Raw genomic sequence first — 20,857 nt, 5'->3', positions numbered from 1 at the left:
TGCAGTTGGCGTCGTTCGTGCGACCAAAACCTGCGCAGCGGGGTTCGACCGCGGAGTCCGGCCCGGCATTTCCGCCCGTCGCGGCGGCGGCTTCCGGCGGCGGCGCATCGATTGTCTACCCAGCGCGCCGAGAAGAGGAATAGCGGCCCGACTGAGACCGTGAAGCCGTTCGCCGTTGCCCGGCACCATGCCGCATTCGCGGCGATAGGCGACGAATTCTCACAATCACGCCGCTGCGGCAAGGCACATCGTCGCCGCACCTCGGCACGACAACGGACAACGCTATCGACCATAACCACGACCGCAACACCCGGCTTCGCATCGCGGGACACCATCGCCTCGACATCGACACCACCGCTTCAGTGCAGGCGGATGCAGCGAGCCGAACGGGATCCCACAACAATCCTCTCTGCCTCATCATCACAAGGCGATCCCAATGAAATCCTCTGTCCGCAACGCAAGCTGGACACTGCGTCGTTGTTCCACCACCGCATTGATGCTGCTCTCCCTGCTCGGCGTGGCCGGCGCCGCGTCGGCGGCGACCCAGGACGGCGCGCCGGATGCCCGGCTCGCGCGAGTCGGCAGCATGAGCGCAATGCACAAGCCGGCCGGCATCCCGGACGACTACGTCGCGACCCCGTTCGGCTACTTCGCGCCGGCCTGCGTCCGCCAAGTCCACAGCGGCGAGCGCATCCTCGAGGACGGCAGCCTGCAACACGTCAATGGCGTGCGCGAACAGACGCAGGCCTGTAGCCAGGACAACTTCACTCCCAGCGGCGCGCGGGTGCGGCCCGACGGCCGCGGCAGCGATGGTCGGCAGGTCCGCAGCAGCGCCGCGCTGACAGCGTCCAGCGCACGCGGCGCGGTGCCGCCACCGATCACGCACGACTGGGTCCAGTCGGCTATCGACGTGACCGGCGCCAAGATGGGCCGCATCGTCGCGAGCTGGAAAGTGCCGCAGAATCCGACCAACGTGGCGCATCAGACGGTGTACTTCTTCCCGGGCATGCAGAGCGACGATCCGACGATCCTGCAACCGGTGCTGGGCTACCGCGGCGACAGCAACACCTGGGATCTGAGCAGTTGGAACTGCTGCCAGAATGGCATGGTGTGGTCCAGCGATTTCATTCCGGCCAAAGCCGGCGACCAGATCGTGGGCGACACCTACGCCACCTGCAACAACGGCAGGCCCTGCGCGAACTGGAACGTCGACACACGCAACATCACCAGCGGCAGGAGCGTCCGGCTCAGCACCACCTACGACATCAATTCGAATACGCACCTGGTGATGGGTGGCGCGCTGGAGGTGTACTCGGTGGACAGTTGCGACCAGTATCCGCCCGACGGTCGCATCACCTTCAACTCGATCGGCGTGTACGACTACAAACTGGGACGCGTGCCGTCGCCGGCATGGGTTTCGTACAGCGACAGTTCCGGCCTGGACGTGCAGTGCAACTACGATGTGCAGACCACCTCCACCTCGGCGACGATCTTCTACTGATCGCGCCCTGTCCCGAGGGCAAGACACCGCTGCCGGCCACAGGCCGGCAGCGTGTCATCACGGCACCTACTGCCGCGTGGCGATCATTCGCCGCGCGGCGCCGGCGGCACCAGCCGCTCGCGCCATAGATCGGCGTTCTTGATGCCCAACGGCAGCGGATCGAACACCGGATCCAGGCCGGCCTTCTTCTGCCGCTCGTAGTCGCGCAGCGCCAGCAGCGCCGGTTTCTGCAGGATCAGAATGGCGATGATGTTGAGCCAGGCCATCAGGCCCACGCCGATGTCGCCCAGCGACCACGCCAGCTTGGCGTCGTGGAACGCGCCGAACACCACCATGCCGAGGATGCCCAGCCGCAGCACCAGCACGCTGAGCGGACGGCGGCGGTTGCCGTTGATGTAGTTGAGGTTGGTCTCGGCCATGTAGTAATAGGCCATGATCGTGGTGAAGGCGAAGAAGAACAGCGCCAGCGCCACGAAGCCGGCGCCCCAGCCGGGCAGGATCGCGTCCACCGCGGCCTGCGCGTAGCCCGGGCCTTCCTGCACGCCGCGCAGGCCGGCGAACAGCGGCTCGCCGCCGCCTGGCGCATACACGTTGTACTTGCCGGTGGCCAGGATCAGGAACGCGGTCGCGGTGCACACCATCATCGTGTCGAAGTAGATCGCGAAAGCCTGCACGTAACCCTGCTTGGCCGGATGCGAGACCTCGGCGGCGGCCGCGGCGTGCGGGCCGGTGCCCTGCCCGGCTTCGTTGGCGTAGATGCCGCGCTTGACGCCCCATTCCACCGCCAGCCCCAGCAGCGCGCCGAACGCGGCGTGCGAGCCGAACGCGCTGCGGAAGATGATCGAGAACATCTCTGGCACCCGCTCGGCGTTGAGCACCATCACCACCACCGCCATCAGGATGTAGCCCAGCGCCATAAACGGCACCACGATCTCGGCGAAGTTGGCGATGCGCTTGACCCCGCCGAAGATGATCACCGCCAGCAACAGCGCCACCGTCACGCCGATGCCCAGCTTCAGCGCCTGCACCGCCGGCAACCCCATCCACAGTCCGTCGAGCGGGCCGCACAGCGGGCCGCCGCGGCAGGCGTTGACCACGCTGTCGGCGATCGCGTTGGCCTGCACGCCGGGCATCAGGAATCCGGTGGCGACGATGGTGGCGAACGCGAACAGCAGCGCGTACCACTTCAATCCCATCGCCTTTTCGATGTAGTAGGCCGGGCCGCCGCGGTAGCGCCCGTCGGCGTCCTTGACCTTGTAGATCTGCGCCAGGGTCGATTCGATGTAGGAGGTGGAGGCGCCGAAGAAGCCCATCACCCACATCCAGAAGATCGCGCCCGGCCCGCCGAAGGCGATGGCGGTGGCCACGCCGGCGATGTTGCCGATGCCGATGCGCCCGGCCATCGACATCGCCAGCGCCTGGAACGAGGACACGCCGGCATCGGATTTCTGCCCGCCGATGGTCAGCCGCAGCATCTCGGCGAAGCCGCGTACCTGCATGAAGCGGGTGCGGATGGTGAAATACAGGCCGGCCGCCAGGCACATGAAGATCAGCGCCTTGCTCCAGATCAAGCCATTCAATGCAGTGATGATCGATTCCACGCAGTTCCCCGAAGCACAAGAAGGACGCCCCGCGACCGGGGGCTGCCTCGATTGTGCATGAATCGGCGCTGACTGCGAAACGTATCTCGCTCCGGAGGTGCAAGCGGCGAGCGGGTGCCAGTGCGAGCTGCGCGCAGGTCGCCGTCGCATCCTCGTGCGTCCGAAGGGTACCTGGCACTCAACCAGCTCGGGCGGTCCGGCCGCATGCGCATACCGCGGCGAGACGGGATAGGAATCGTGCTCGCGGCAAACCGCCGCACGAACGCTCACCGAACCGGCATGCGTCTTCCGCGCGAGACAGCGCAGAACTGCCCCCGATCACGGCTCCGGCATGACCGACGGGACGGAAGGATCGTGCCTGCGCCGATCCTTCCGCATCCCGCATGCACAGCGTGTACTCAGCACGGTGTTCCAGTGCGCAATGCACCAGCCGTGGCATTCACTTCAATGATTCGCTGTGGCGACGATTGCCTGATCGATATCGTGCTCCACCACGCTCCAGGCGAGGATGCCGTAGCCCTTGTTGCCCCACTGCGTGCCCCAGTGGTTCTGGATGAGCAGTCCATCGGCGTTGTAGCCGACCGCAAGAACTTCGTGATAGCCCCGGATCGTGCCACTGCTGTCTCGATCGACCGGGTTGCTGAGGGACATATTGTCGAATCCGGGGCGCACCGGAAAGCTGATCGCGACCGGCTGACGATTCGCCAGCGCCACCTTCAGCGCGTTGCTGAGCGCACTGCCGCCGTTGGCGTTGCCGTCGGAGAACAGCACGGTATAGTCCTTGAACAACTGCGGCTTGAATCTTGCCGCATTCGCGCGCTCGGCGTCGGTCGGCAGATCATTCCAGTCGTAGTTGCCCTGGAAATAGTCCTGCTCGGTGTCGATCCCCTGCTTGACCGAGAGACGAAACGCGTCCATCGGATCAGCCCCCTCGTCGACACCGCCGTTTATCTGGGAATAGACGTACATCGGGGCGAACAGGTTGACGCTTTTGCCATTGAAATTGGCATACCAACCGGCGAGGTCGTGGGCGACGGTCCACCCCACGCATGAGTTGACAGCGCCCTGATCGCCGATCGCCACTGCCCAGCGGGTCAGGTCGACGCTGCTCGGCGGTGCCGACGCGATGTTCGCGGCGCTCACCTCGGGCATGGTCACCGGCTGCCGCAGCTTCGGCAGCATGGCGCCCATGCCGTGTCGCGCGTTGTCGGCCATCGCCAGGCTCGCGCAAGACAATCCCGCGAGGCAGATGAGGCCGGACCAGGTCAGACGTGTGTTCTTCATTATGTTCTCTCCGTTGAAAAGTCATTGTTTCGACAACCGGCGGTTGCCAGAGGAGGTGTCGCGATCGCAACGGCCATGCATGTCCTCGTCGCTGAGCGCGCACATGGCCGGCGCGGCGAAGCGTGGCGGAAGCGCGAAATGAAGGATTGGCCGAATACGCGTTGAAACGCGATAATTCAGCACAACTTCCGCAAATCGAGATATCGTCACGACGACTTCGCAACTGGCGTCACGCCCATGCGAAACAAACCGTAGACAAATGCCACGGCCGCGCTCGCCGCAGGCGGCAACCGCTGTGTTCGCTTGAAGTCGCGCGACACCGCAACGATGGACAGCACTGAACCGTCATGCGACGGGCGCAAGTGACACTCCCAGCCATCTCGACAGGCGCACCGGCGCACTGTCCGCACGCGATCGCCCGCCACAGAAGCCTGCGCGTCGCGCGGGCGACGCGCGCCGACCCTAGAGCGTCTGGCACCCGTGGTCACGACCATGCGCCCTCGCCAGCCGCATAGCGAGCCGGAAAACCCGCATCCACGCGTCCATCATTGCCGGCGGTACGGCGCGCCGCACTAAGGCGACTGTATGCGCCCGAACAGGTGCAGATCGTGCAAGCGGCCAAGCTTGCGCAGTGCGCTGCGGCGTACGCCTTCGCGCGCGAAGCCATTCTTTTCCAGCACCCGCATCGACGCCGGATTGCTGTCCAGCACGCTGGTCTCGATGCGCAGCAGCCCAAGCGCGGGGACCGCCCAGTCCAGATACGTGGCGACGATCCGCGTCATCCGTCCCTGCCCCCAGTAGCGGCGCCCCAGCCAATAGCCCAGCTCGGCGACGTGTGCACGCTCGCCGCGACCAGGACGTAGGCCGATGCTGCCGCAGGCCTCGCCATCGATCTCGATCGCCAGCACCGGATGCGCCAGGTCCACCACGCGTCCGCCCAGGAACGCCTCGCCGTCGGCACGGGTGTAGGGATGCGGAAACCGCTCGCTGAGGCCGCGCACCACCTGCGCATCGTCGGCATGGCGCAGCAGCGCGTCGAGATCGTCGCCGCGCCAGCGGCGCAGCTGCATCCCGTCGACGCTTAGCTGCAATTCGCGCCACGCCGTGGCGTTGGGGTCATCGGACATCGGCCGCACTCCTGCAGATCGGCAGCCGAGCATACCCGGCGATCGCGCTCACCTGCAGCATCACCGATTCCTGCGCGGCATGCGCGCGCCGCGCAGAACCGCGCAACGACAAACGAACGCAACGATGCGCCGCCGCGGTGCGTCTTGCCACGCGCTGACTCGATGCCGGCGCACACGACAGGCCGCCGAAAGGTTTGCGCGCGCTAATGCAGCGCGTCCCTCCGCGATCATTACCGAGTAGTCCCGATGCATTCCGCGACCTCCCCCGCTGCGGCACGTATTCCGATCTTCATGTACCACAACATCGCGCAGGCGCCACGGCAGCTGCAGGTGTACCGCAGCCTGTACGTCAGGCCTGCGCGTTTCGCGCGGCAGATGCGCCTGCTGCAGCGGCTTGGCTACCGCGGCGTGTCGATGTCCGACGCCATGCCCTACCTGCGCGGCGAACGCCACGGCCGGATCGCGGTGGTGACCCTGGACGACGGCTACCTCGACAACCTGCATGCGGCACTGCCGGTACTGCAACGCCTGGGCTTCAGCGCCACCGTGTACGCGGTCAGCGGCAGCATCGGCCGCCACAACACCTGGGATGCGCGCAAGCTCGGCATCGAAAAGCCGCTGATGAGCCTGGCCGAACTGCGCCAATGGCGCCGCGGCGGCATGGAGATCGGCGCGCACACCCGTTCGCATCCGCGACTGACCGCGTGCAGCGATGCCGAGTTGCGCGAGGAGATCGGCGGCTGCAAACGAGAGCTGGAAGATCGGCTCGGCGAACCGGTCACCCAGTTCTGCTATCCGTACGGCGACGTGGACGCGCGCGTCGCCGCGACCGTGCAGGAGGCCGGCTATGTCGCCGCGACCACCACCCGCCGCGGCCGTGCCGTGCCCGGCTCCGATCCCTGGCGCTATCCACGCATCCAGGTGGCGCGGCATCACCTGCTGCCGCAGTTCGCGCTGCGTGCCTTGACCGGTTACGAGGATCGGCGCGCATGAAGTTCCTGTTCGTCGGCACCAATCCCGAGAACACCGGCGCGGCGACGCACTTCGTGGCACTGGCGCAGGCGCTTGCCAGCGCCGGCCATCGCGTCGAGGTGATCGCCTGCCAAGGCGGGCTGATCGCCGAGGAATTGCAACGCAGCGGGATCGGCGTGCACTTCGGCCATTTCCGCAACGCCCTGGATCCGGCCGGCTACGCGCCGCTGCTGCGCCTGGCGCGGCAGCTGCAACCGGACTGGCTGGTCGGCAATTTCGGCAAGGAATACTGGCCGTTGCTGCTGGTCGGCCGCGCGCTCGGCATCCGCGTGGCGCTGTTCCGGCACCGCGCGCCGGCGATGCGTGCCTTCTCCGGCTATGCGATCCCGCGCCTGGCCTCGCGCTTCTTCGCGGTGTCGCGCTATGCGCGGCAGGCCTACCTGGACCGCGGCGTACCGGAGGCGCTGGTGCAGGTGCTGTACAACCCGGTGAACATGGGCAACCTGCGTCCGGACCCGCGGCGCGGCCGCGAGATGCGCGCCCTGCTCGACCTGCCCGAGAACGCGATCGTGATCGGCTACAGCGGCCGCCTGCAGCACGGCAAAGGCATCTTTCCGCTGCTTGAGGCGGCGTCCGCGGCGATGGCGATCGAACCGGCGCTGCACTGCCTGTGGCTGGGCGACGGCCCGGATGCGGCGCGCCTGCACGCGCAGGCCGGTGGCCAGGCCACGGCCGCACGGCACCGCTTCGTCGGCTGGGTCAACGACGCCACGCCCTACTACAACGCGATGTCGATGCTGGCGTTTCCCTCGCTCGCGCCGGAAACCTTCGGCCGGGTCTCGGTGGAAGCGCAAGCCAGCGAAGTGCCGGTGCTGGCCAGCCGCGTCGGCGGCGTGGCGGAGACGCTGGACGCCGACGTCAGCGGAGAACTCTTGCCACCGGGCGACGTGCGCGCCTGGCGCGACGCGATCCTGCGCATGTGCGATGCGCAGCGCCGCCAGCGCATGGGACAGGCCGGTCGCCAGTTCGTACAGCGCCACTTCGCCGGCGCGGTGATCGCCGCGCAATTCGTGCAGGTGCTGCAAGCGCCGCGGCGCGCGCCGCAGCGGCTGACCCAGGCACAACCCGGCGCGCATTGATGCCGACCGCCGGCGACCAGCGGCGTAACCGTGACGGGCCGTACGCCAACCAGCGCCGCTTCGCCTTGCCAGCCTCAGCAGTAGCGACGCGGCGCGCATACGCGCCGCATGCATCAGCCGGCGGCGGAACCGCGGCGACGGGTGAAATACGGGTACGCCACGATGAATGCCAGCGCAGAAGCGGTCCCGAACAGCGTGCGTAGCGCGTCGCCGACGGTGTGCGGGATCTTCCAGGCATGCAGCGCGGCGTCGTACCAGACCAGTTGCAACAGCATCAGCCCGAACAGCGCCATCGGCACGCCGAACACCAGCCAGCCGAACGCCCGCACTGCCGGCTTGGTCTTACGGTCCTGCAGCTTGCCGACGATCTCGGTCGTAGCGAGGTGGTACTGGAACGGATCGGCCGTGGAATACAGCGGCCGCTGCGCTGGCGGCGGCTCGGGCCGCACCGGCTGGTGAGTCACCTCTTCCACCGCTACTGGCGCGACCAGTTCGGTGACATTCGTCTTGGCCAGCAAGGCCTGCATCTTCGGATCCACACGTTCCCCCTGAACGTTGCCGCAAGAATTCGGCCCCAGGGTGCCCCTGGATCCACACCGCCTCCCTGCATGCATAGGATGCGCACCGGAGCGGCCGCAGGCAACTCCCGCCGCGCAGGCCAGCGTTCGGCAGCATGCATGGCTGGTGCCGCCGGGGGGCGGGGTCCGCGCTCAGTCGTGCGCGTCCAGCCACCCCAGCACCTGCGCCGCCAGCGCCTCGGCGTTGTCGCCGTCGGCGCGCAGGTGCAGTTCCGGCTGCTCCGGCGCCTCGTACGGCGAATCGATGCCGGTGAAGTTGGGGATCTGTCCGGCGCGGGCCTTGGCGTACAGCCCTTTCACGTCGCGCGCCTCGGCCACGTGCAGCGGTACGTCGACGAAGACCTCGACGAATTCGCCCGCGGCGAAGCGCTCGCGCGCCATGCGCCGTTCGGCACGGAACGGCGAGATGAAGCTGACCAGCACGATCAACCCGGCGTCGGCCATCAAGCGCGCGACCTCGGCGACGCGGCGGATGTTCTCCACCCGGTCCTCGTCGGTGAAGCCCAGATCGCGGTTCAACCCGTGCCGCACGTTGTCGCCGTCGAGGATGAAGGTGTGATAGCCGAGCGCATGCAGGCGCTTGTCGACCAGATTGGCGACGGTGGACTTGCCGGCGCCGGACAGGCCGGTGAACCACAGCACCTTCGGCGCCTGCCCCTTGATCCGCGCGCGCGCGGCGCGGTCCACGTCCAGGTGCTGCCAGTGCACGTTGCCGGCGCGGCGCAGCGCGAAATCCAGCGTGCCGGCGGCGACGGTGGCGTTGCTCTGCCGGTCGATCAGGATGAAGCCGCCGAGCGCGCGGTTGCGCGCGTACGGCTCGAACACGATCGACTCGTCCAGCGACAGGTTGCAGTAGCCGACCTCGTTCAACTCCAGGCGCTTGGCCGCCAGCCGCTCCTGCGTGTTCACGTCGATGCGATGCTTGATCTCGCTGACGCTGGCCGACACCGTGCGGGTGCCGAGCTTGAGCCAGTACGGGCGCCCCGGCAGCAGCGCGGCATCGTCCATCCACAGCACATGCGCGGCGAACTGGTCGGCCACTTCCGGCGGGTCGTCGGCGGCGGCGATCACGTCGCCGCGGCTGATGTCGATCTCGTCGGCCAGGGTCAGCGTCACCGCCTGCCCGGCCACGGCCAGCTCCACGTCGCCGTTGCCATCGAGCACCCTGGCGACGGTGGAGCGGCGCGCCGAGGGCAGCACCACCACCGCGTCGCCCGACCGCACCTGGCCGGCCGCGAGGGTGCCGGCGAAACCGCGGAACTGCTGGTTCGGGCGGTTGACCCATTGCACCGGCAGGCGCAGGCCGCTGTCGGCATCGCGCGCGGCCAGGTCCAGGCCTTCCAGGTATTCGAGCAAGGCCGGGCCGCCGTACCACGGCGTGCGCGCCGACCGCTGCGACAGGTTGTCGCCGTCCAGCGCCGACAGCGGGATGCACTGCACCTGCGCGATGCCCAGTTGCGCGGCCAGCGCGCGGTAGCTGGCGACGATCGCATCGAAGGTGGCCTGGTCGAAATCGACCAGGTCCATCTTGTTGACCGCCAGCACCACGTGGCGGATGCCGAGCAGCGAGACGATGTAGCTGTGGCGGTGGGTCTGGGTCAGCAAGCCCTTGCGCGCATCGACCAGCACCACCGCCACGTCGGCGGTGGAGGCGCCGGTGGCCATGTTGCGGGTGTACTGCTCGTGGCCGGGGCAATCGGCGACGATGAACTTGCGCTTGTCCGTATCGAAGTAGCGGTAGGCAACGTCGATGGTGATGCCCTGCTCGCGCTCGGCGGCCAGGCCGTCGAGCAGCAGCGCGTAGTCGATCTCGCCGCCGCGGGTGCCGTGGCGCTTGCTGTCGGCGCTGAGCGCGGCGAGCTGGTCGTCGAACAGGCGCTTGCTGTCGTACAGCAGGCGCCCGATCAACGTGCTCTTGCCGTCGTCGACGCTGCCGCAGGTGATGAAGCGCAGCAGCGGCTTGTGTTCGTGTTGCTGCAGGTAGGCGGCGACTGCGTCGCCGCCGGGATTGGGGATTCGGGATTGGGGATTCGCAACGGCGTCCCCTCCCGCTACCGCGTTCGCCGCGACGCGCCGCTCTTGCGAATCCCCAATCCCGAATCCCGAATCCCGGCTCATCAGAAATACCCTTCCAACTTCTTCTTCTCCATCGACGCGCCCGGATCCTGGTCGATCACTCGCCCCTGCCGCTCCGAGGTGGTGGTCAGCAGCATCTCGGCGATGATCTTTTCCAGCGTGTCGGCCTGCGACTCGACCGCGCCGGTCAGCGGATAGCAGCCCAGCGTGCGGAAGCGCACTTGCCGCAGCTGCGGCACCTCGCCGTCGCGCAGCGGCAGCCGCGTATCGTCCACCAGGATCAGCGCGCCGTCGCGCTCCACCACCGGGCGTTCGGCGGCGAAATACAGCGGCACCACCGGAATCGATTCGCGGTAGATGTACAGCCATATATCCAGTTCGGTCCAGTTGGACAGCGGGAACACGCGCACGCTCTCGCCGGCATGGACCCGGGCGTTGTACAGATTCCACAGCTCGGGACGCTGGTTCTTCGGGTCCCAGCGATGCTTGTCGTTGCGGAACGAGAACACCCGCTCCTTGGCCCGCGCCTTCTCCTCGTCGCGGCGCGCGCCGCCGATCGCCGCATCGAACCTGCCCTGGTCCAGCGCCTGCTTCAGGCCCTGGGTCTTCATCACGTCGGTATGCACGGTCGCGCCGTGGGTGAACGGGCCGATGTCCTGGGCGATACCGTCGGCATTGATGTGCACGCGCAGGTCCACCCCGGTCTCGGCGGCGCGGCGGTCGCGGAAGGCGATCATCTCGCGGAACTTCCAGCGCGTGTCCACGTGCAGCAGCGGGATCGGTGGCGGCGCCGGCGCGAACGCCTTCAGCAGCAGGTGCAGCAGCACCGAGCTGTCCTTGCCGACCGAATACAGCAGCACCGGATTGCGGAACTCGGCGGCCACCTCGCGCAGGATGTGGATGCTTTCGGCCTCGAGCCGATCGAGGTGGGACAGGACGGAAGAACGCATCGGGGACAACGCAAGACTCATGGGAAAGGGGGCGTGCCGAGGGTAGCAGCGACCGCGGCACCTGGGGCGACCGCGGCCGGCAGTGTGTGACGGGTCGGGCAGGCACTGAAATAAGCGGGGGGCATAAGCCGATAACCCCTGCTCCTTTCTGCCCCGCGCAACGAATCCCTAACATCGGTCATCCCTTCTTCCCACCCGGACCGGTCATGACCGCCGCCTCGCCCGCGTTGCCGCCCAGCCCCTTGCCCGACGAGCGCAAGGCGCTGCTGGCGCGGACGGTGGAGGGGCTGGATGCGGCCAGCCTGTGGTGGCTGTCCGGCTATGCCGCCGGGCTGGCCCAGGGCCAGGGCCATGCGCCGCCGTCGCTGGCGGTGTTGCCGGGCGGCGCCGCGGCCAGCCACAGCGCGCAGCGGCTGAGCATTGTCTACGGCAGCCAGACCGGCAACGCCCGCCGCGCCGCCGAACAACTGGCGGCCGACGCCGAGGCCGCCGGGCTGACGGTCCGCCTGCTGCGTGCCGATGCCTACCCGACCCGCGAACTGGCCAGCGAGCGCCTGCTGTACGTGGTCATCAGCACCCAGGGCGAAGGCGATCCGCCGGACGACGCCATCGGCCTGGTCGAGTTCCTGCAAGGCCGCCGCGCACCCAAGCTGCCCGAGCTGAAGTACGCGGTGCTCGGCCTGGGCGATTCCAGCTACGCCGACTTCTGCGGCATCGGCAAGCGCATCGACGCGCGCCTGGCCGAACTCGGCGCGCAGCGGCTGCTGCCGCTGGGCGAGGCCGACCTGGACATCGACAGCGTGGCCACGCCGTGGCGCACGCAGGCGCTGGCGCAGGCGCGCGAGCTGCTGAAGAGCGCGGCCGCACCATCGGCGACGGTGACCCCGCTGCGCAGCGCCGCCGCGGCCGCCTGGAACCACGAGCGCCCGTTCGCCGCCGAGGTACTGGCCAACCAGCGCATCAGCGGCCGCGATTTCAAGGGTCCGCGCTATGCCGCGCATGGCGAGGCGGACAAGGACGTGCGCCACCTGGAACTGTCGCTGGCCGGCAGCGGCCTGCACTACGAACCCGGCGACGCGCTGGGCATCCGCCACCGCAACCCGCCGGCACTGGTCGAGGCCATTTTGACGGCGACGCGACTCGACGGTCATGCCGACGTCACCGTCGATGCGCAGACTCTGCCCCTGCACGAGTGGCTCGCCGCGCATCGCGAACTGACCCGGGCCTCGCGGCCGTTCCTGGCCGCGGTCGCCCGCCGCTCAGCCGCAACCACGCTGGAACAGCTGCTCGATCCTACCCAGACCGCCGGTCTGGCGGCGTTGCTGGCCGATCACCAAGTGATCGACGTGCTGCGACGCTGGCCGGCGGATTGGGACCATAGCGCACTGCTCGACGCGCTGCGGCCCCTGGCCCCACGCCTGTATTCGATCGCCTCCAGCCGCAAGCGGGTCGGCGACGAAGTCCATCTCACCGTCGATGTGCTGGACTACCAGGCGCACGGCCACGCCCATGGCGGCGCGGCCAGCGGCTTTCTGGCCGCCCTGGCCGAAGGCGACAGCGCACCGGTCTACATCGAACCCAACGAACGCTTCCGGGTGCCGGCCGACCCCAGCCGCGACATCCTGATGATCGGTCCCGGCACCGGCGTGGCGCCGTTCCGCGGCTTCGTGCAGGAACGCGCCGAGAGCGGCGCCGGCGGCCGCAACTGGCTGTTCTTCGGCGCCCGCCACTTCAATCAGGATTTCCTGTACCAGGCCGAGTGGCAGCAGGCGCTGCGCAGCGGCGAACTGCAGCGCCTGGACCTGGCGTTCTCGCGCGACGTGCAACCGCTGCGCGACGGCAACGTGCCGGACAAGGTGTACGTGCAGCAGCGCCTGCGCGAGCACGGCCGCGACGTCTACGACTGGCTGCAGAACGGCGCGCACCTGTACGTGTGCGGCGCGATCGGCATGGGCAAGGACGTGCACGCCACGCTGCAGCAGATCGTGGTCGAACACGGCGCGCGCAGTGCCGAAGACGCAGCGGCCTACCTCACTTCGCTGCAGCGGGAGGGGCGGTATGCGCGCGATGTTTATTGAAGCCGGGATTGGGGATTTGGGATTGGGGATTCGCAAGAGCGCATTTCTGGAGTGTTGCGATCCTTTGCTGCGCTCACCCGTCGGTCCGCTTTGCCAATCCCGAATCCCAAATCACGAATCCCTGCTGCCATGAGCCACTCCGTCGAAGACATCAAAGCCGAAAGCCGCCGCTTGCGCGGGTCGCTGCTGCAGAGCCTGGCCGATCCGGTCACCGGGGCGCTGCGCGAGGACGATCAGACGCTGATCAAGTACCACGGCAGCTACCAGCAGGACGATCGCGACCTGCGCGACGAGCGGCGCCGGCAGAAGCTCGAACCGGCCTACCAGTTCATGATCCGCACGCGCACGCCGGGCGGGGTGATCACGCCTGAGCAGTGGCTCAAGCTCGACGCCATCGCCACCACCTACGGCAACCACTCGCTGCGCGTCACCACGCGCCAGGCGTTCCAGTTCCATGGCGTGATCAAGCGCGAACTGAAGGCGACGATGCAGGCGATCAACGCCGCGCTGATCGATACCCTGGCCGCCTGCGGCGACGTCAACCGCAATGTGCAGGTCGCCGCCAACCCGCTGGCCTCGCGCGCGCACGCCACGCTGTACGCCGATGCGGCGCGCGTGTCCGAACACCTGCTGCCCAATACCCGCGCTTACTACGAGATCTGGCTGGACGAAGAGCAGGTGGTCGGCAGCGGCCAGGAAAACGAACCGATCTACGGCGACAAATACCTGCCGCGCAAGTTCAAGATCGGCTTCGCGCTGCCGCCGATCAACGACGTGGACGTGTTCGCCAACGACCTGGGCTTCATCGGCGTGCTCGGCGCAGACGGCGAACTGGCTGGCTACAACGTCAGCATCGGCGGCGGCATGGGCGCCAGCCACGGCGACGCCGAGACCTACCCGCGCGTGGCCAACGTGATCGGTTTCATCGCGCGCGAGCAGTTGCTCGATGTCGCCACCGCCGTCGTCACCACCCAGCGCGATCTCGGCAACCGCAGCGTGCGCAAGCGCGCGCGCTTCAAGTACACCATCGACGACCACGGCCTGGAGGTCGTCGTCGCCGAGATCCAGCGCCGCGCCGGCATCGCGCTGCAGCCGACCCGCGCGTTCGCGTTCGAGCACAACGGCGACCGCTACGGCTGGAGCGAAGGCGATGACGGCCGCGCGCACCTGACCCTGTCGCTGCCGACCGGACGCATCGCCGACCATGACGACGGCGCGCGCCATCTCAGCGGCCTGCGCGAGATCGCCGACCTGTTGCGGCGCGACGGCGACGGCGCGCATTTCCGCATGACCTCCAACCAGAACCTGGTCATCGCCGGCATTCCGGCTGCGCAGCGCGAGGCGGTCGACACCCTGGTGCGCGCGCACGCGCTGGACACCGGCAACCAGGCGCGCACCGCGCTGGCGCGCGCGGCAATGGCCTGCGTGGCGCTGCCGACCTGCGGCCTGGCGATGGCCGAGGCCGAGCGCTATCTGCCCGACTTCGCCGGCAAGCTGGAGCCGTTGCTGGAGCGGCACGGGCTGCGCGAGGCACCGATCCTGCTTCGCATCTCCGGTTGCCCGAACGGCTGCTCGCGGCCGTATCTGGCCGAGATCGCGCTGGTCGGCAAGGCGCCGGGCCGCTACAACCTGATGCTCGGCGCCGACCACCGCGGCCAGCGCCTGAACACGCTGTACCGCGAGAACATCGGCGAGCCGGAAATCCTCGACGCGCTGGACCCGCTGTTCGCGCGTTACGCCAGCGAACGCGACGCCGACGAGGGCTTCGGCGACTTCCTGCACCGCAGCGGCCTGGTCGCGCTGCCCGCCTACCCCACCCACCGCCATCTCATTCCTTCGGAACTGCACGCATGAGCGCCCTGCCCGCCTCCGTCCACCACGATTCCGCCAACGCGCCGGCGACGGCATGGGACCTCGACGCGGTCAACGCGTTGCTGGCGCCGATGACTGCAGTGCAGCGCGTGGCCTGGGCGCTCGAACACGGCCCGGCCGAGGCCGCGCTGTCGTCGAGCTTCGGTGCGCAGTCGGCGGCGACGCTGCACCTGCTGACCCAGCAGTTGCCGGAGATCCCGGTGATCCTGATCGACACCGGCTACCTGTTCGCCGAGACCTACCGCTTCGCCGACGCGCTCACCGACAGGCTCAAGCTCAACCTCAAGGTGTACCGGCCGCTGGTCAGCCGCGCGTGGATGGAAGCGCGCCATGGCCGCTTGTGGGAACAGGGCATGGTCGGCATCGAGCAGTACAACAACCTGCGCAAGGTCGAGCCGATGCGCCGCGCGCTGGACGAACTGAAGGTCGGTACCTGGTTCACCGGCCTGCGCCGCAGCCAGTCCGACAGCCGCGCGCAGACCCCGTTCGTGCAGAAGCGTGGCGAGCGCTACAAGATCAACCCGATCGCCGACTGGAGCGACCGCGACCTGTGGCAGTACATGCAGCAGCACGGCCTGCCCTACCACCCGCTGTGGGAAGAAGGCTACGTGTCGATCGGCGACTTCCACACCACCCGCCGCTGGGAACCGGGCATGCGCGAGGAAGACACCCGCTTCTTCGGCCTCAAGCGCGAGTGCGGCATCCACGAGGACATCTGAAGCGGGCGCGCCGCGGGTCTTCGGCAGACCCGCGCAAGCTTTTTTGTAGGAGCGGTTTCAACCGCGACAAACGAAGCGACGAATATCCCGGCTTCGGACACAGTCGGGACTGAAGTCCCTCCTACAGTGCACCCAGCAGGCACCTCCCGCAGTCCCTGTAGGAGCGGCTTCAGCCGCGACGAACGAAGCGGCGAACCTCCCGGCTTCGGACACAGTCGGGACTGAGGTCCCTCCCACAGTGCATCCAGCAGGCGCCTCGCGCAGCCCCCTGTAGGAGCGGCTGCAGCCACGACGAACGAAGCGATGAACCTTCCGGCTTCGGACACAGTCGGGACTGAAGTCCTCCTACAGTGCACCCAGCAGGCGCTTTGCGCAGCCCCCTTGTAGGAGCGGCTTCAGCCGCGACGAACGAAGTCGGGGAACCTTCCGGCTTCGGATGCCGTCGGGACCGAAGTCCCTCCCACAGTGCACCCGGCGAGCTGACCGCGAGTCCCTTGTGGGAGCGACTTCAGTCGCGACGAGCGGAACGAGGAACGTTCCCGATTCTGCTGTCATCGGGATCGAAGTCCTGCCGAAGTGCACCCATCGAGTCCGCGAGCCCCTCATGCCCAAACAGCACCGCCTCACTCCCGCCGCAGCACCCACCACCAATCCAGCATCAACATCAGCAACAGCGACACCCCGACCAGCGGGAACAGCACGCCGCCGATCGCCAGCAACACCAGCACGCCGCGCAAGGTGCGCCGGTCCGCGGGCAGCGGCGGCACGCCCAATCCGCCGGCCGGGCGCCGCTTCCACCACATCAGCCCCGCGCTGACGCACAACAGCAGGATGCCAAGACACGAGACGATCAGCAGCAGCTGATTGAACGTACCGTATTGCTGCCCCAGGTGCACGTTGATGCCCCATTCCAAGACCTTCGCCATGGGCCCGTAATCGGCGTAGCGCATGTCCAGCAGCACCTTGCCGCTGTACTGGTCGAGGTGGATCACCCGCTGCTGCGCCAGGTCCGGCGGATACACCGATGCGGTGTAGACGCCGCGCGCGCCGCGCGGCAGCGCCACGCTGTAGCCGGCGGCGATCCCCCGCGCCTGGAACCGCGCTACCGCCGCGTCCAGGCCGATCGCACCGGGCTCCGGCGCCATCGCATCCATGGCATCCATCGCCATGCCGCCATGCGCGGCATGCTCCGCATGCGCATCATGGCCGTTGTCTGCCACGTTCGATGCCGAAGGCCCATCCGCATCCGCCGCCACGGGCATCGGCATCGGCATCGGCATCGGCATCGATGCAGTCTGCGGCAGCTGCGACTGCGGCAACCGCGCCTGGCGCAGCGACCAGGCCGGCACCTCTGCGTCGCTCAGGCGCTGCGTGGACATCGGCACGTCCACGCGCAAGCCAGCCGGATAGCCATAGTGGTGGCCATTGGCGAGACGGTTGACCTGCGCGCCCCAGAACCACGACCACGGCATCCCGGTCAGCGCCAGGAACAGCAGCATCGCGCCGACCACGCTGCCGGTCAGCGCATGCGTATCGCGCCAGAACACGCGCTGCGGCGGCCGGCCGCGCACCGTGGTGACGCCGCCGCGGCGGCCGCGCGGCCACCACAGATACGCACCGGTCAGCACCAGCAGGATCGCCCAGCCGGCGGCCACTTCGATCAGCGCGCTGGCCCATGGCCCGACCAGGGCGAGGCTGTGCAGGCGCCGGATCGTCCACGCCACGGTGCCGTGCTCGGGCAAGCTGCCCAGCACCCGCGCCCGGTACGGATCCACGTACACCACCGCGCGACGTCCATCGGCGGTGCCCACGGTCACTTCTGCCGACGCGTCGCGCTGCGCGGGTGTGGTGTAGCGCAGCGCCTGTCCCGGTTGCGCCGCCAACGCAGCGGCGAGCAAGCGCTGCGGCGCCACAGCCTGCGCTTGTGCCGGCACCGCGACCGTCTTCAACGCACGATGGAAGTAGCCATCGATCGGCTGCTGGTAGACGAAGGCGGCACCGGTCAGCGCCAGCCACGCCAGCAACGGCAACACCAACAGGCCCGCGTAGAAATGCCAGCGCCACACGGCGCGGTAGAAGCGCGCCGGCGGCGCCGCTGCCGGGTTCGGCATGGCCATCACCAGCCCCAGCTGAGGCTGGCGTACAGCGCGCGGCCGTCGCCCGGCGAATAGCCGGAGGAGCCGCTGTCGTACCAGGCGTAGACGTAGTGACGGTCGGTCAGGTTCTTCAGCTGCAGCGACAGTTCGCGCTGCGCGCGCCACGCCCAGCTCGCGCCGACGTTGGCCAGCGCGTAACCGCCGTAGCGCCCCAGCGTATTGCTGCGCTCCACGTAGTAATCGCCCTGCGCATTGCCCCAGGCCGACAGCTTCAGCCGCGGCGTGGCCTGCCAGTCGATACCGGCGCTGGCCAGGTAGTGCGGCACGTTCTCGATCTCCTTGCCGCGCGTGGCCGGCGCGCTCGGGTCGGGCGTGACGATCAGCGCGCGCTGCCGCGAATACGCCAGCCACAGCGTCCAGCGCTCGTCCGGACGCAGGTTCAGCTGCGCGTCCCAGCCGCGGCGCAGGGTCTTGCCGACGTTGCCGACCTCGCCGGTGCCGACCGTGCCGTCGACGCCGAGGATGGTCGCCACCTCGTCGGAGGCGCGCTGCTCCCAATAGGCGATGCGCGCATTCAGGCGCTTGGCGTCGGCGAACTTCAATCCGGCTTCCCAGCCGTCGTTGTACGACGGTGCCAGGTTGCCGGGCTGGCTGCGATAAGCACCGTTGCCGCTGCCGATCTGGAAGGTGCGGCCGATGTTGGCGTAAGCACTGGTCTGCGCGGTCAGCGCGAACACTGCGCTGAGCTTGGGCTGCTTGATCGCGCCATAGGCGTAGGCCGGGTAGCGCGCACCACCAAGGCGATCCAGGAAGCTGCCATCGACCCAGTCCACGCGGTAGCCCGGCACCAGTTGCAGGCGCTCGAACGGGCGGATCACCGCCTGCACATAGGCGCCGCGCGTGTCCAGATCGAAATCCCAGTCGCGCAACGGCGCGGTGCGCACCCGCGCCACGGTGCGATAGCGCTGCGACGTGTTGTCCTGCCATTGCCCGTCGATGCCGCCTTCCAGCGCGAACGACGTCGCCCAGTCCACCTCGGGACGCCAGCTGGCCTTGGCCAGGAAACCGCGCTGGGTCTCGTCGGTATCGCGTTCCTGCTGCGCGCCGGCTTCGGTGAAGCGCACCCAGCGCTGGTTCTGGTAGCGATTCCAGTACAGCTTGGCGCTGCCCTGCACGGCATCGGCCAGTTGCGCATCCAGATGCAGGCTCACCTGCCCGGTCTGGCGTTCGCTGCGGTCGTCGCGCGCATAGTCCGGCGAACTGCGCGGCGCGCGTTGCGCACTGGCGTAGTCCAGATAGCCCGCCTCCAGCGCTGCGTTGCGGTAATAGCGCGCACTGAGCCCGGCGCGCCAGGTGGCGTCCGGCGCGGTGTAGAACCACTTGCCGGCGAAGGCGCGCTTGCGCGCGTCGGCATGGTCGCGGTAGCCGTCGCCGTCGCGCCACGCGGCGAAGTAGTTCTGGCTCCAGCCGCCGCGCTCGATGCCCTGACTGGCCTGCACCTCGCGCGTGCCGAAGCTGCCGGCGGTGACGCTGGCGCGGCCGTCGTTGCCGCCGCTGCGGGTCAGCACATCGACATTGCCGGCGATGGCGTTCAAGCCGTAGCGCGGATCGTTGGTGCCGCGCACGATCTCGATCGCGGCGATGTCCAGCGGAAACACCGCATCCAGGTACGGCATGCCGCCGGCGTTGTCGTTGCTGGGAATGCCGTCGATCAGCAGCTTGACCGCGTTGACCCGGCCTTCGCCGTTGAAGCCGCGGAACGAGAAGCGGCCGGCGTCGGTACCCATCTTGAACTGGGTGACCTGCACCCCGGGCGCGCGCATCAGCAGCTCCCAGCTGTAGTCCACGTGCTGGTCCTGCAGCAGGTCGCCGCCGAGGATGTCCACGGAACTCAGGACGCTGCGCGCGGTCGGCAAGGACAGCGGATCGGCGCTGACCTGGACCTTGCCCAGGGTGAGGGCGGAATCGCCGGGGGGAGGTTGCACGCCGCTATCGGCCGCGCGCGTCGGCGCGGTCACGCTGGCCGCGAGACACACGCAGCTGTACGCCGCCATCCGCGGCAGGGAAAAGAAACGGATCATCGATGGCTCCATCAGCACGAAGACGTACCGCGGCGATGCCACGGCACGAAAGAACAGCCGTTCGTGTTTCAGGAGAACAAAGGAGGCCCGCGTGCGGCGTGAGCGCGCCAGACGCCAGAGTCCACCACCGGCGCGCGCGGCGCGGCCAGCGGCGCGTGCGGGCGCAACCACGGCAACACCAGCAACAGCACAGCCAGCAAAGGCAGCAGGCGCGCGGCCAGCAGGCAGTAATCGCATGCCTGTTCGTGCGCCATGCCGCCGCCGTCATGGGCGCCGGCGTGGGCAGGCGACGACACCGCAGGCAACGCAAGCACCGATTGCAGGCCGCTGCTGGTGCACAGCGCCCCGGCCGCGGCAGCGGCCCAGTCGCCGGAGCGCGCCTGCTGCCAGCGGCTCAGCAACGGCGCAGCCAGCATCAGCACGATCGCCAGCATGGCGAGCGTTGCCCAGAACGACGTTGGCTGGCGGCGACGGATCACCGCGGCAGTCTAGTCGAGACCTCGCGGCACGCCAACGCGACATAAGCGCGCATCTTCCGGCACGCGGAACATCCGCCGGCCGTGGGCACCAAGGCCAGCTACGGTCCTCCATCCGCTGGCTTGGTCATCCGCAATTGATTCGTCCGCATTGCAGCGGCGCGCGAAGCGTGAACGAACCGGATGGCGCCTTCGAAGCAACCCCGCCTGCCGCATGCCACGCGAGGCTCGACGCACGCTAGCTCCCCGCGTCCCACCCGACAGGGCACAGCACGCCACATGCCGGCCGCAACCTGACTGCAGTCGC

15 protein-coding genes are annotated in these 20,857 nt (G+C 68.4%); 6 read left to right on the top strand and 9 right to left on the bottom strand.

The window, feature by feature from the left end:
- The first annotated feature begins 436 nt into the window (after positions 1-436).
- Positions 437-1,501 (top strand): hypothetical protein, encoded by a 1,065-nt coding sequence (locus HEP73_RS05405; RefSeq protein WP_185815491.1) that lies wholly within the window; start codon positions 437-439, stop codon positions 1,499-1,501.
- 83 nt (positions 1,502-1,584) lie between these two features.
- Here HEP73_RS05405 and HEP73_RS05400 read toward each other — a convergent pair whose 3' ends face one another.
- The 3 genes from HEP73_RS05400 to HEP73_RS05390 form a co-directional block, all read right to left on the bottom strand.
- Positions 1,585-3,045 (bottom strand): alanine/glycine:cation symporter family protein, encoded by a 1,461-nt coding sequence (locus HEP73_RS05400; protein WP_458309677.1) that lies wholly within the window; start codon positions 3,043-3,045, stop codon positions 1,585-1,587.
- Positions 3,046-3,546: 501 nt separating this feature from the next.
- A complete protein-coding gene (locus HEP73_RS05395; protein WP_185822410.1) occupies positions 3,547-4,386 on the bottom strand; it encodes a C1 family peptidase in 840 nt (279 codons plus the stop codon).
- 572 nt (positions 4,387-4,958) lie between these two features.
- Positions 4,959-5,513, bottom strand: a complete 555-nt coding sequence (locus HEP73_RS05390; protein WP_185822409.1) for a GNAT family N-acetyltransferase — start codon at positions 5,511-5,513, stop codon at positions 4,959-4,961.
- A 246-nt stretch (positions 5,514-5,759) separates the two neighbouring features.
- Here HEP73_RS05390 and HEP73_RS05385 point away from each other — a divergent pair, with 246 nt between their 5' ends.
- Complete coding sequence (locus HEP73_RS05385) at positions 5,760-6,506, top strand: polysaccharide deacetylase family protein (protein WP_185815487.1); 747 nt, start codon at positions 5,760-5,762, stop codon at positions 6,504-6,506.
- Complete coding sequence (locus HEP73_RS05380) at positions 6,503-7,624, top strand: glycosyltransferase family 4 protein (protein WP_185822408.1); 1,122 nt, start codon at positions 6,503-6,505, stop codon at positions 7,622-7,624. The genes HEP73_RS05385 and HEP73_RS05380 overlap by 4 nt, the downstream gene beginning before the upstream one ends.
- A gap of 113 nt (positions 7,625-7,737) precedes the next feature.
- Here HEP73_RS05380 and HEP73_RS05375 read toward each other — a convergent pair whose 3' ends face one another.
- The 3 genes from HEP73_RS05375 to cysD form a co-directional block, all read right to left on the bottom strand.
- Entirely contained in the window at positions 7,738-8,151 is a 414-nt protein-coding gene (locus tag HEP73_RS05375; protein ID WP_255423679.1) for a hypothetical protein, read from the bottom strand.
- A gap of 183 nt (positions 8,152-8,334) precedes the next feature.
- A complete protein-coding gene (cysN, locus tag HEP73_RS05370; RefSeq protein WP_185822407.1) occupies positions 8,335-10,320 on the bottom strand; it encodes a sulfate adenylyltransferase subunit CysN in 1,986 nt (661 codons plus the stop codon).
- Positions 10,320-11,228: a sulfate adenylyltransferase subunit CysD gene (cysD, locus tag HEP73_RS05365; protein ID WP_185822406.1), complete on the bottom strand. Its 909-nt coding sequence runs from the start codon at positions 11,226-11,228 to the stop codon at positions 10,320-10,322. Before cysD ends, cysN begins: the two co-directional genes overlap by 1 nt.
- Positions 11,229-11,434: 206 nt before the next feature.
- Between cysD and HEP73_RS05360 the strand changes: the two genes are divergently transcribed.
- The 3 genes from HEP73_RS05360 (at position 11,435) to HEP73_RS05350 (ending at position 15,897) form a co-directional block, all read left to right on the top strand.
- Positions 11,435-13,306: an assimilatory sulfite reductase (NADPH) flavoprotein subunit gene (locus HEP73_RS05360; RefSeq protein ID WP_185822405.1), complete on the top strand. Its 1,872-nt coding sequence runs from the start codon at positions 11,435-11,437 to the stop codon at positions 13,304-13,306.
- 129 nt (positions 13,307-13,435) lie between these two features.
- The gene (cysI, locus tag HEP73_RS05355) at positions 13,436-15,160 is read left to right on the top strand and encodes an assimilatory sulfite reductase (NADPH) hemoprotein subunit (protein WP_185822404.1); all 1,725 of its coding nucleotides are present in this window, start codon (positions 13,436-13,438) and stop codon (positions 15,158-15,160) included.
- Complete coding sequence (locus tag HEP73_RS05350) at positions 15,157-15,897, top strand: phosphoadenylyl-sulfate reductase (RefSeq protein WP_185822403.1); 741 nt, start codon at positions 15,157-15,159, stop codon at positions 15,895-15,897. The genes cysI and HEP73_RS05350 overlap by 4 nt, the downstream gene beginning before the upstream one ends.
- A gap of 623 nt (positions 15,898-16,520) precedes the next feature.
- Here HEP73_RS05350 and HEP73_RS05345 read toward each other — a convergent pair.
- The 3 genes from HEP73_RS05345 to HEP73_RS05335 form a co-directional block, all read right to left on the bottom strand.
- Positions 16,521-18,014 (bottom strand): PepSY-associated TM helix domain-containing protein, encoded by a 1,494-nt coding sequence (locus HEP73_RS05345; RefSeq protein ID WP_185822402.1) that lies wholly within the window; start codon positions 18,012-18,014, stop codon positions 16,521-16,523.
- Entirely contained in the window at positions 18,014-20,074 is a 2,061-nt protein-coding gene (locus HEP73_RS05340) for a TonB-dependent receptor (protein WP_255423678.1), read from the bottom strand. The genes HEP73_RS05345 and HEP73_RS05340 overlap by 1 nt, the downstream gene beginning before the upstream one ends.
- A gap of 68 nt (positions 20,075-20,142) precedes the next feature.
- Positions 20,143-20,490 (bottom strand): DUF2946 family protein, encoded by a 348-nt coding sequence (locus HEP73_RS05335; protein ID WP_458309676.1) that lies wholly within the window; start codon positions 20,488-20,490, stop codon positions 20,143-20,145.
- Between the last annotated feature and the right edge of the window lie 367 nt (positions 20,491-20,857).

The sequence above is a fragment of the Xanthomonas sp. GW genome (genome assembly GCF_014236815.1).
Lineage (GTDB): Bacteria > Pseudomonadota > Gammaproteobacteria > Xanthomonadales > Xanthomonadaceae > Xanthomonas_A.
This window is presented reverse-complemented; position numbering and strand designations above follow the sequence as displayed.

Coding starts and splice junctions, on each gene's coding strand:
- HEP73_RS05405 (WP_185815491.1), top strand. CDS start 437: ATGAAATCCTCTGTCCGCAACGCAAGCTGGACACTGCGTCGTTGTTCC.
- HEP73_RS05350 (WP_185822403.1), top strand. CDS start 15,157: ATGAGCGCCCTGCCCGCCTCCGTCCACCACGATTCCGCCAACGCGCCG.
- HEP73_RS05360 (WP_185822405.1), top strand. CDS start 11,435: ATGACCGCCGCCTCGCCCGCGTTGCCGCCCAGCCCCTTGCCCGACGAG.
- HEP73_RS05390 (WP_185822409.1), bottom strand. CDS start 5,513: ATGTCCGATGACCCCAACGCCACGGCGTGGCGCGAATTGCAGCTAAGC.
- cysN (WP_185822407.1), bottom strand. CDS start 10,320: ATGAGCCGGGATTCGGGATTCGGGATTGGGGATTCGCAAGAGCGGCGC.
- cysD (WP_185822406.1), bottom strand. CDS start 11,228: ATGCGTTCTTCCGTCCTGTCCCACCTCGATCGGCTCGAGGCCGAAAGC.
- HEP73_RS05385 (WP_185815487.1), top strand. CDS start 5,760: ATGCATTCCGCGACCTCCCCCGCTGCGGCACGTATTCCGATCTTCATG.
- HEP73_RS05375 (WP_255423679.1), bottom strand. CDS start 8,151: ATGCAGGCCTTGCTGGCCAAGACGAATGTCACCGAACTGGTCGCGCCA.
- HEP73_RS05380 (WP_185822408.1), top strand. CDS start 6,503: ATGAAGTTCCTGTTCGTCGGCACCAATCCCGAGAACACCGGCGCGGCG.
- HEP73_RS05395 (WP_185822410.1), bottom strand. CDS start 4,386: ATGAAGAACACACGTCTGACCTGGTCCGGCCTCATCTGCCTCGCGGGA.
- cysI (WP_185822404.1), top strand. CDS start 13,436: ATGAGCCACTCCGTCGAAGACATCAAAGCCGAAAGCCGCCGCTTGCGC.
- HEP73_RS05335 (WP_458309676.1), bottom strand. CDS start 20,490: ATGCTGGCTGCGCCGTTGCTGAGCCGCTGGCAGCAGGCGCGCTCCGGC.
- HEP73_RS05345 (WP_185822402.1), bottom strand. CDS start 18,014: ATGGCCATGCCGAACCCGGCAGCGGCGCCGCCGGCGCGCTTCTACCGC.
- HEP73_RS05400 (WP_458309677.1), bottom strand. CDS start 3,045: ATGTGCCTGGCGGCCGGCCTGTATTTCACCATCCGCACCCGCTTCATG.
- HEP73_RS05340 (WP_255423678.1), bottom strand. CDS start 20,074: ATGATCCGTTTCTTTTCCCTGCCGCGGATGGCGGCGTACAGCTGCGTG.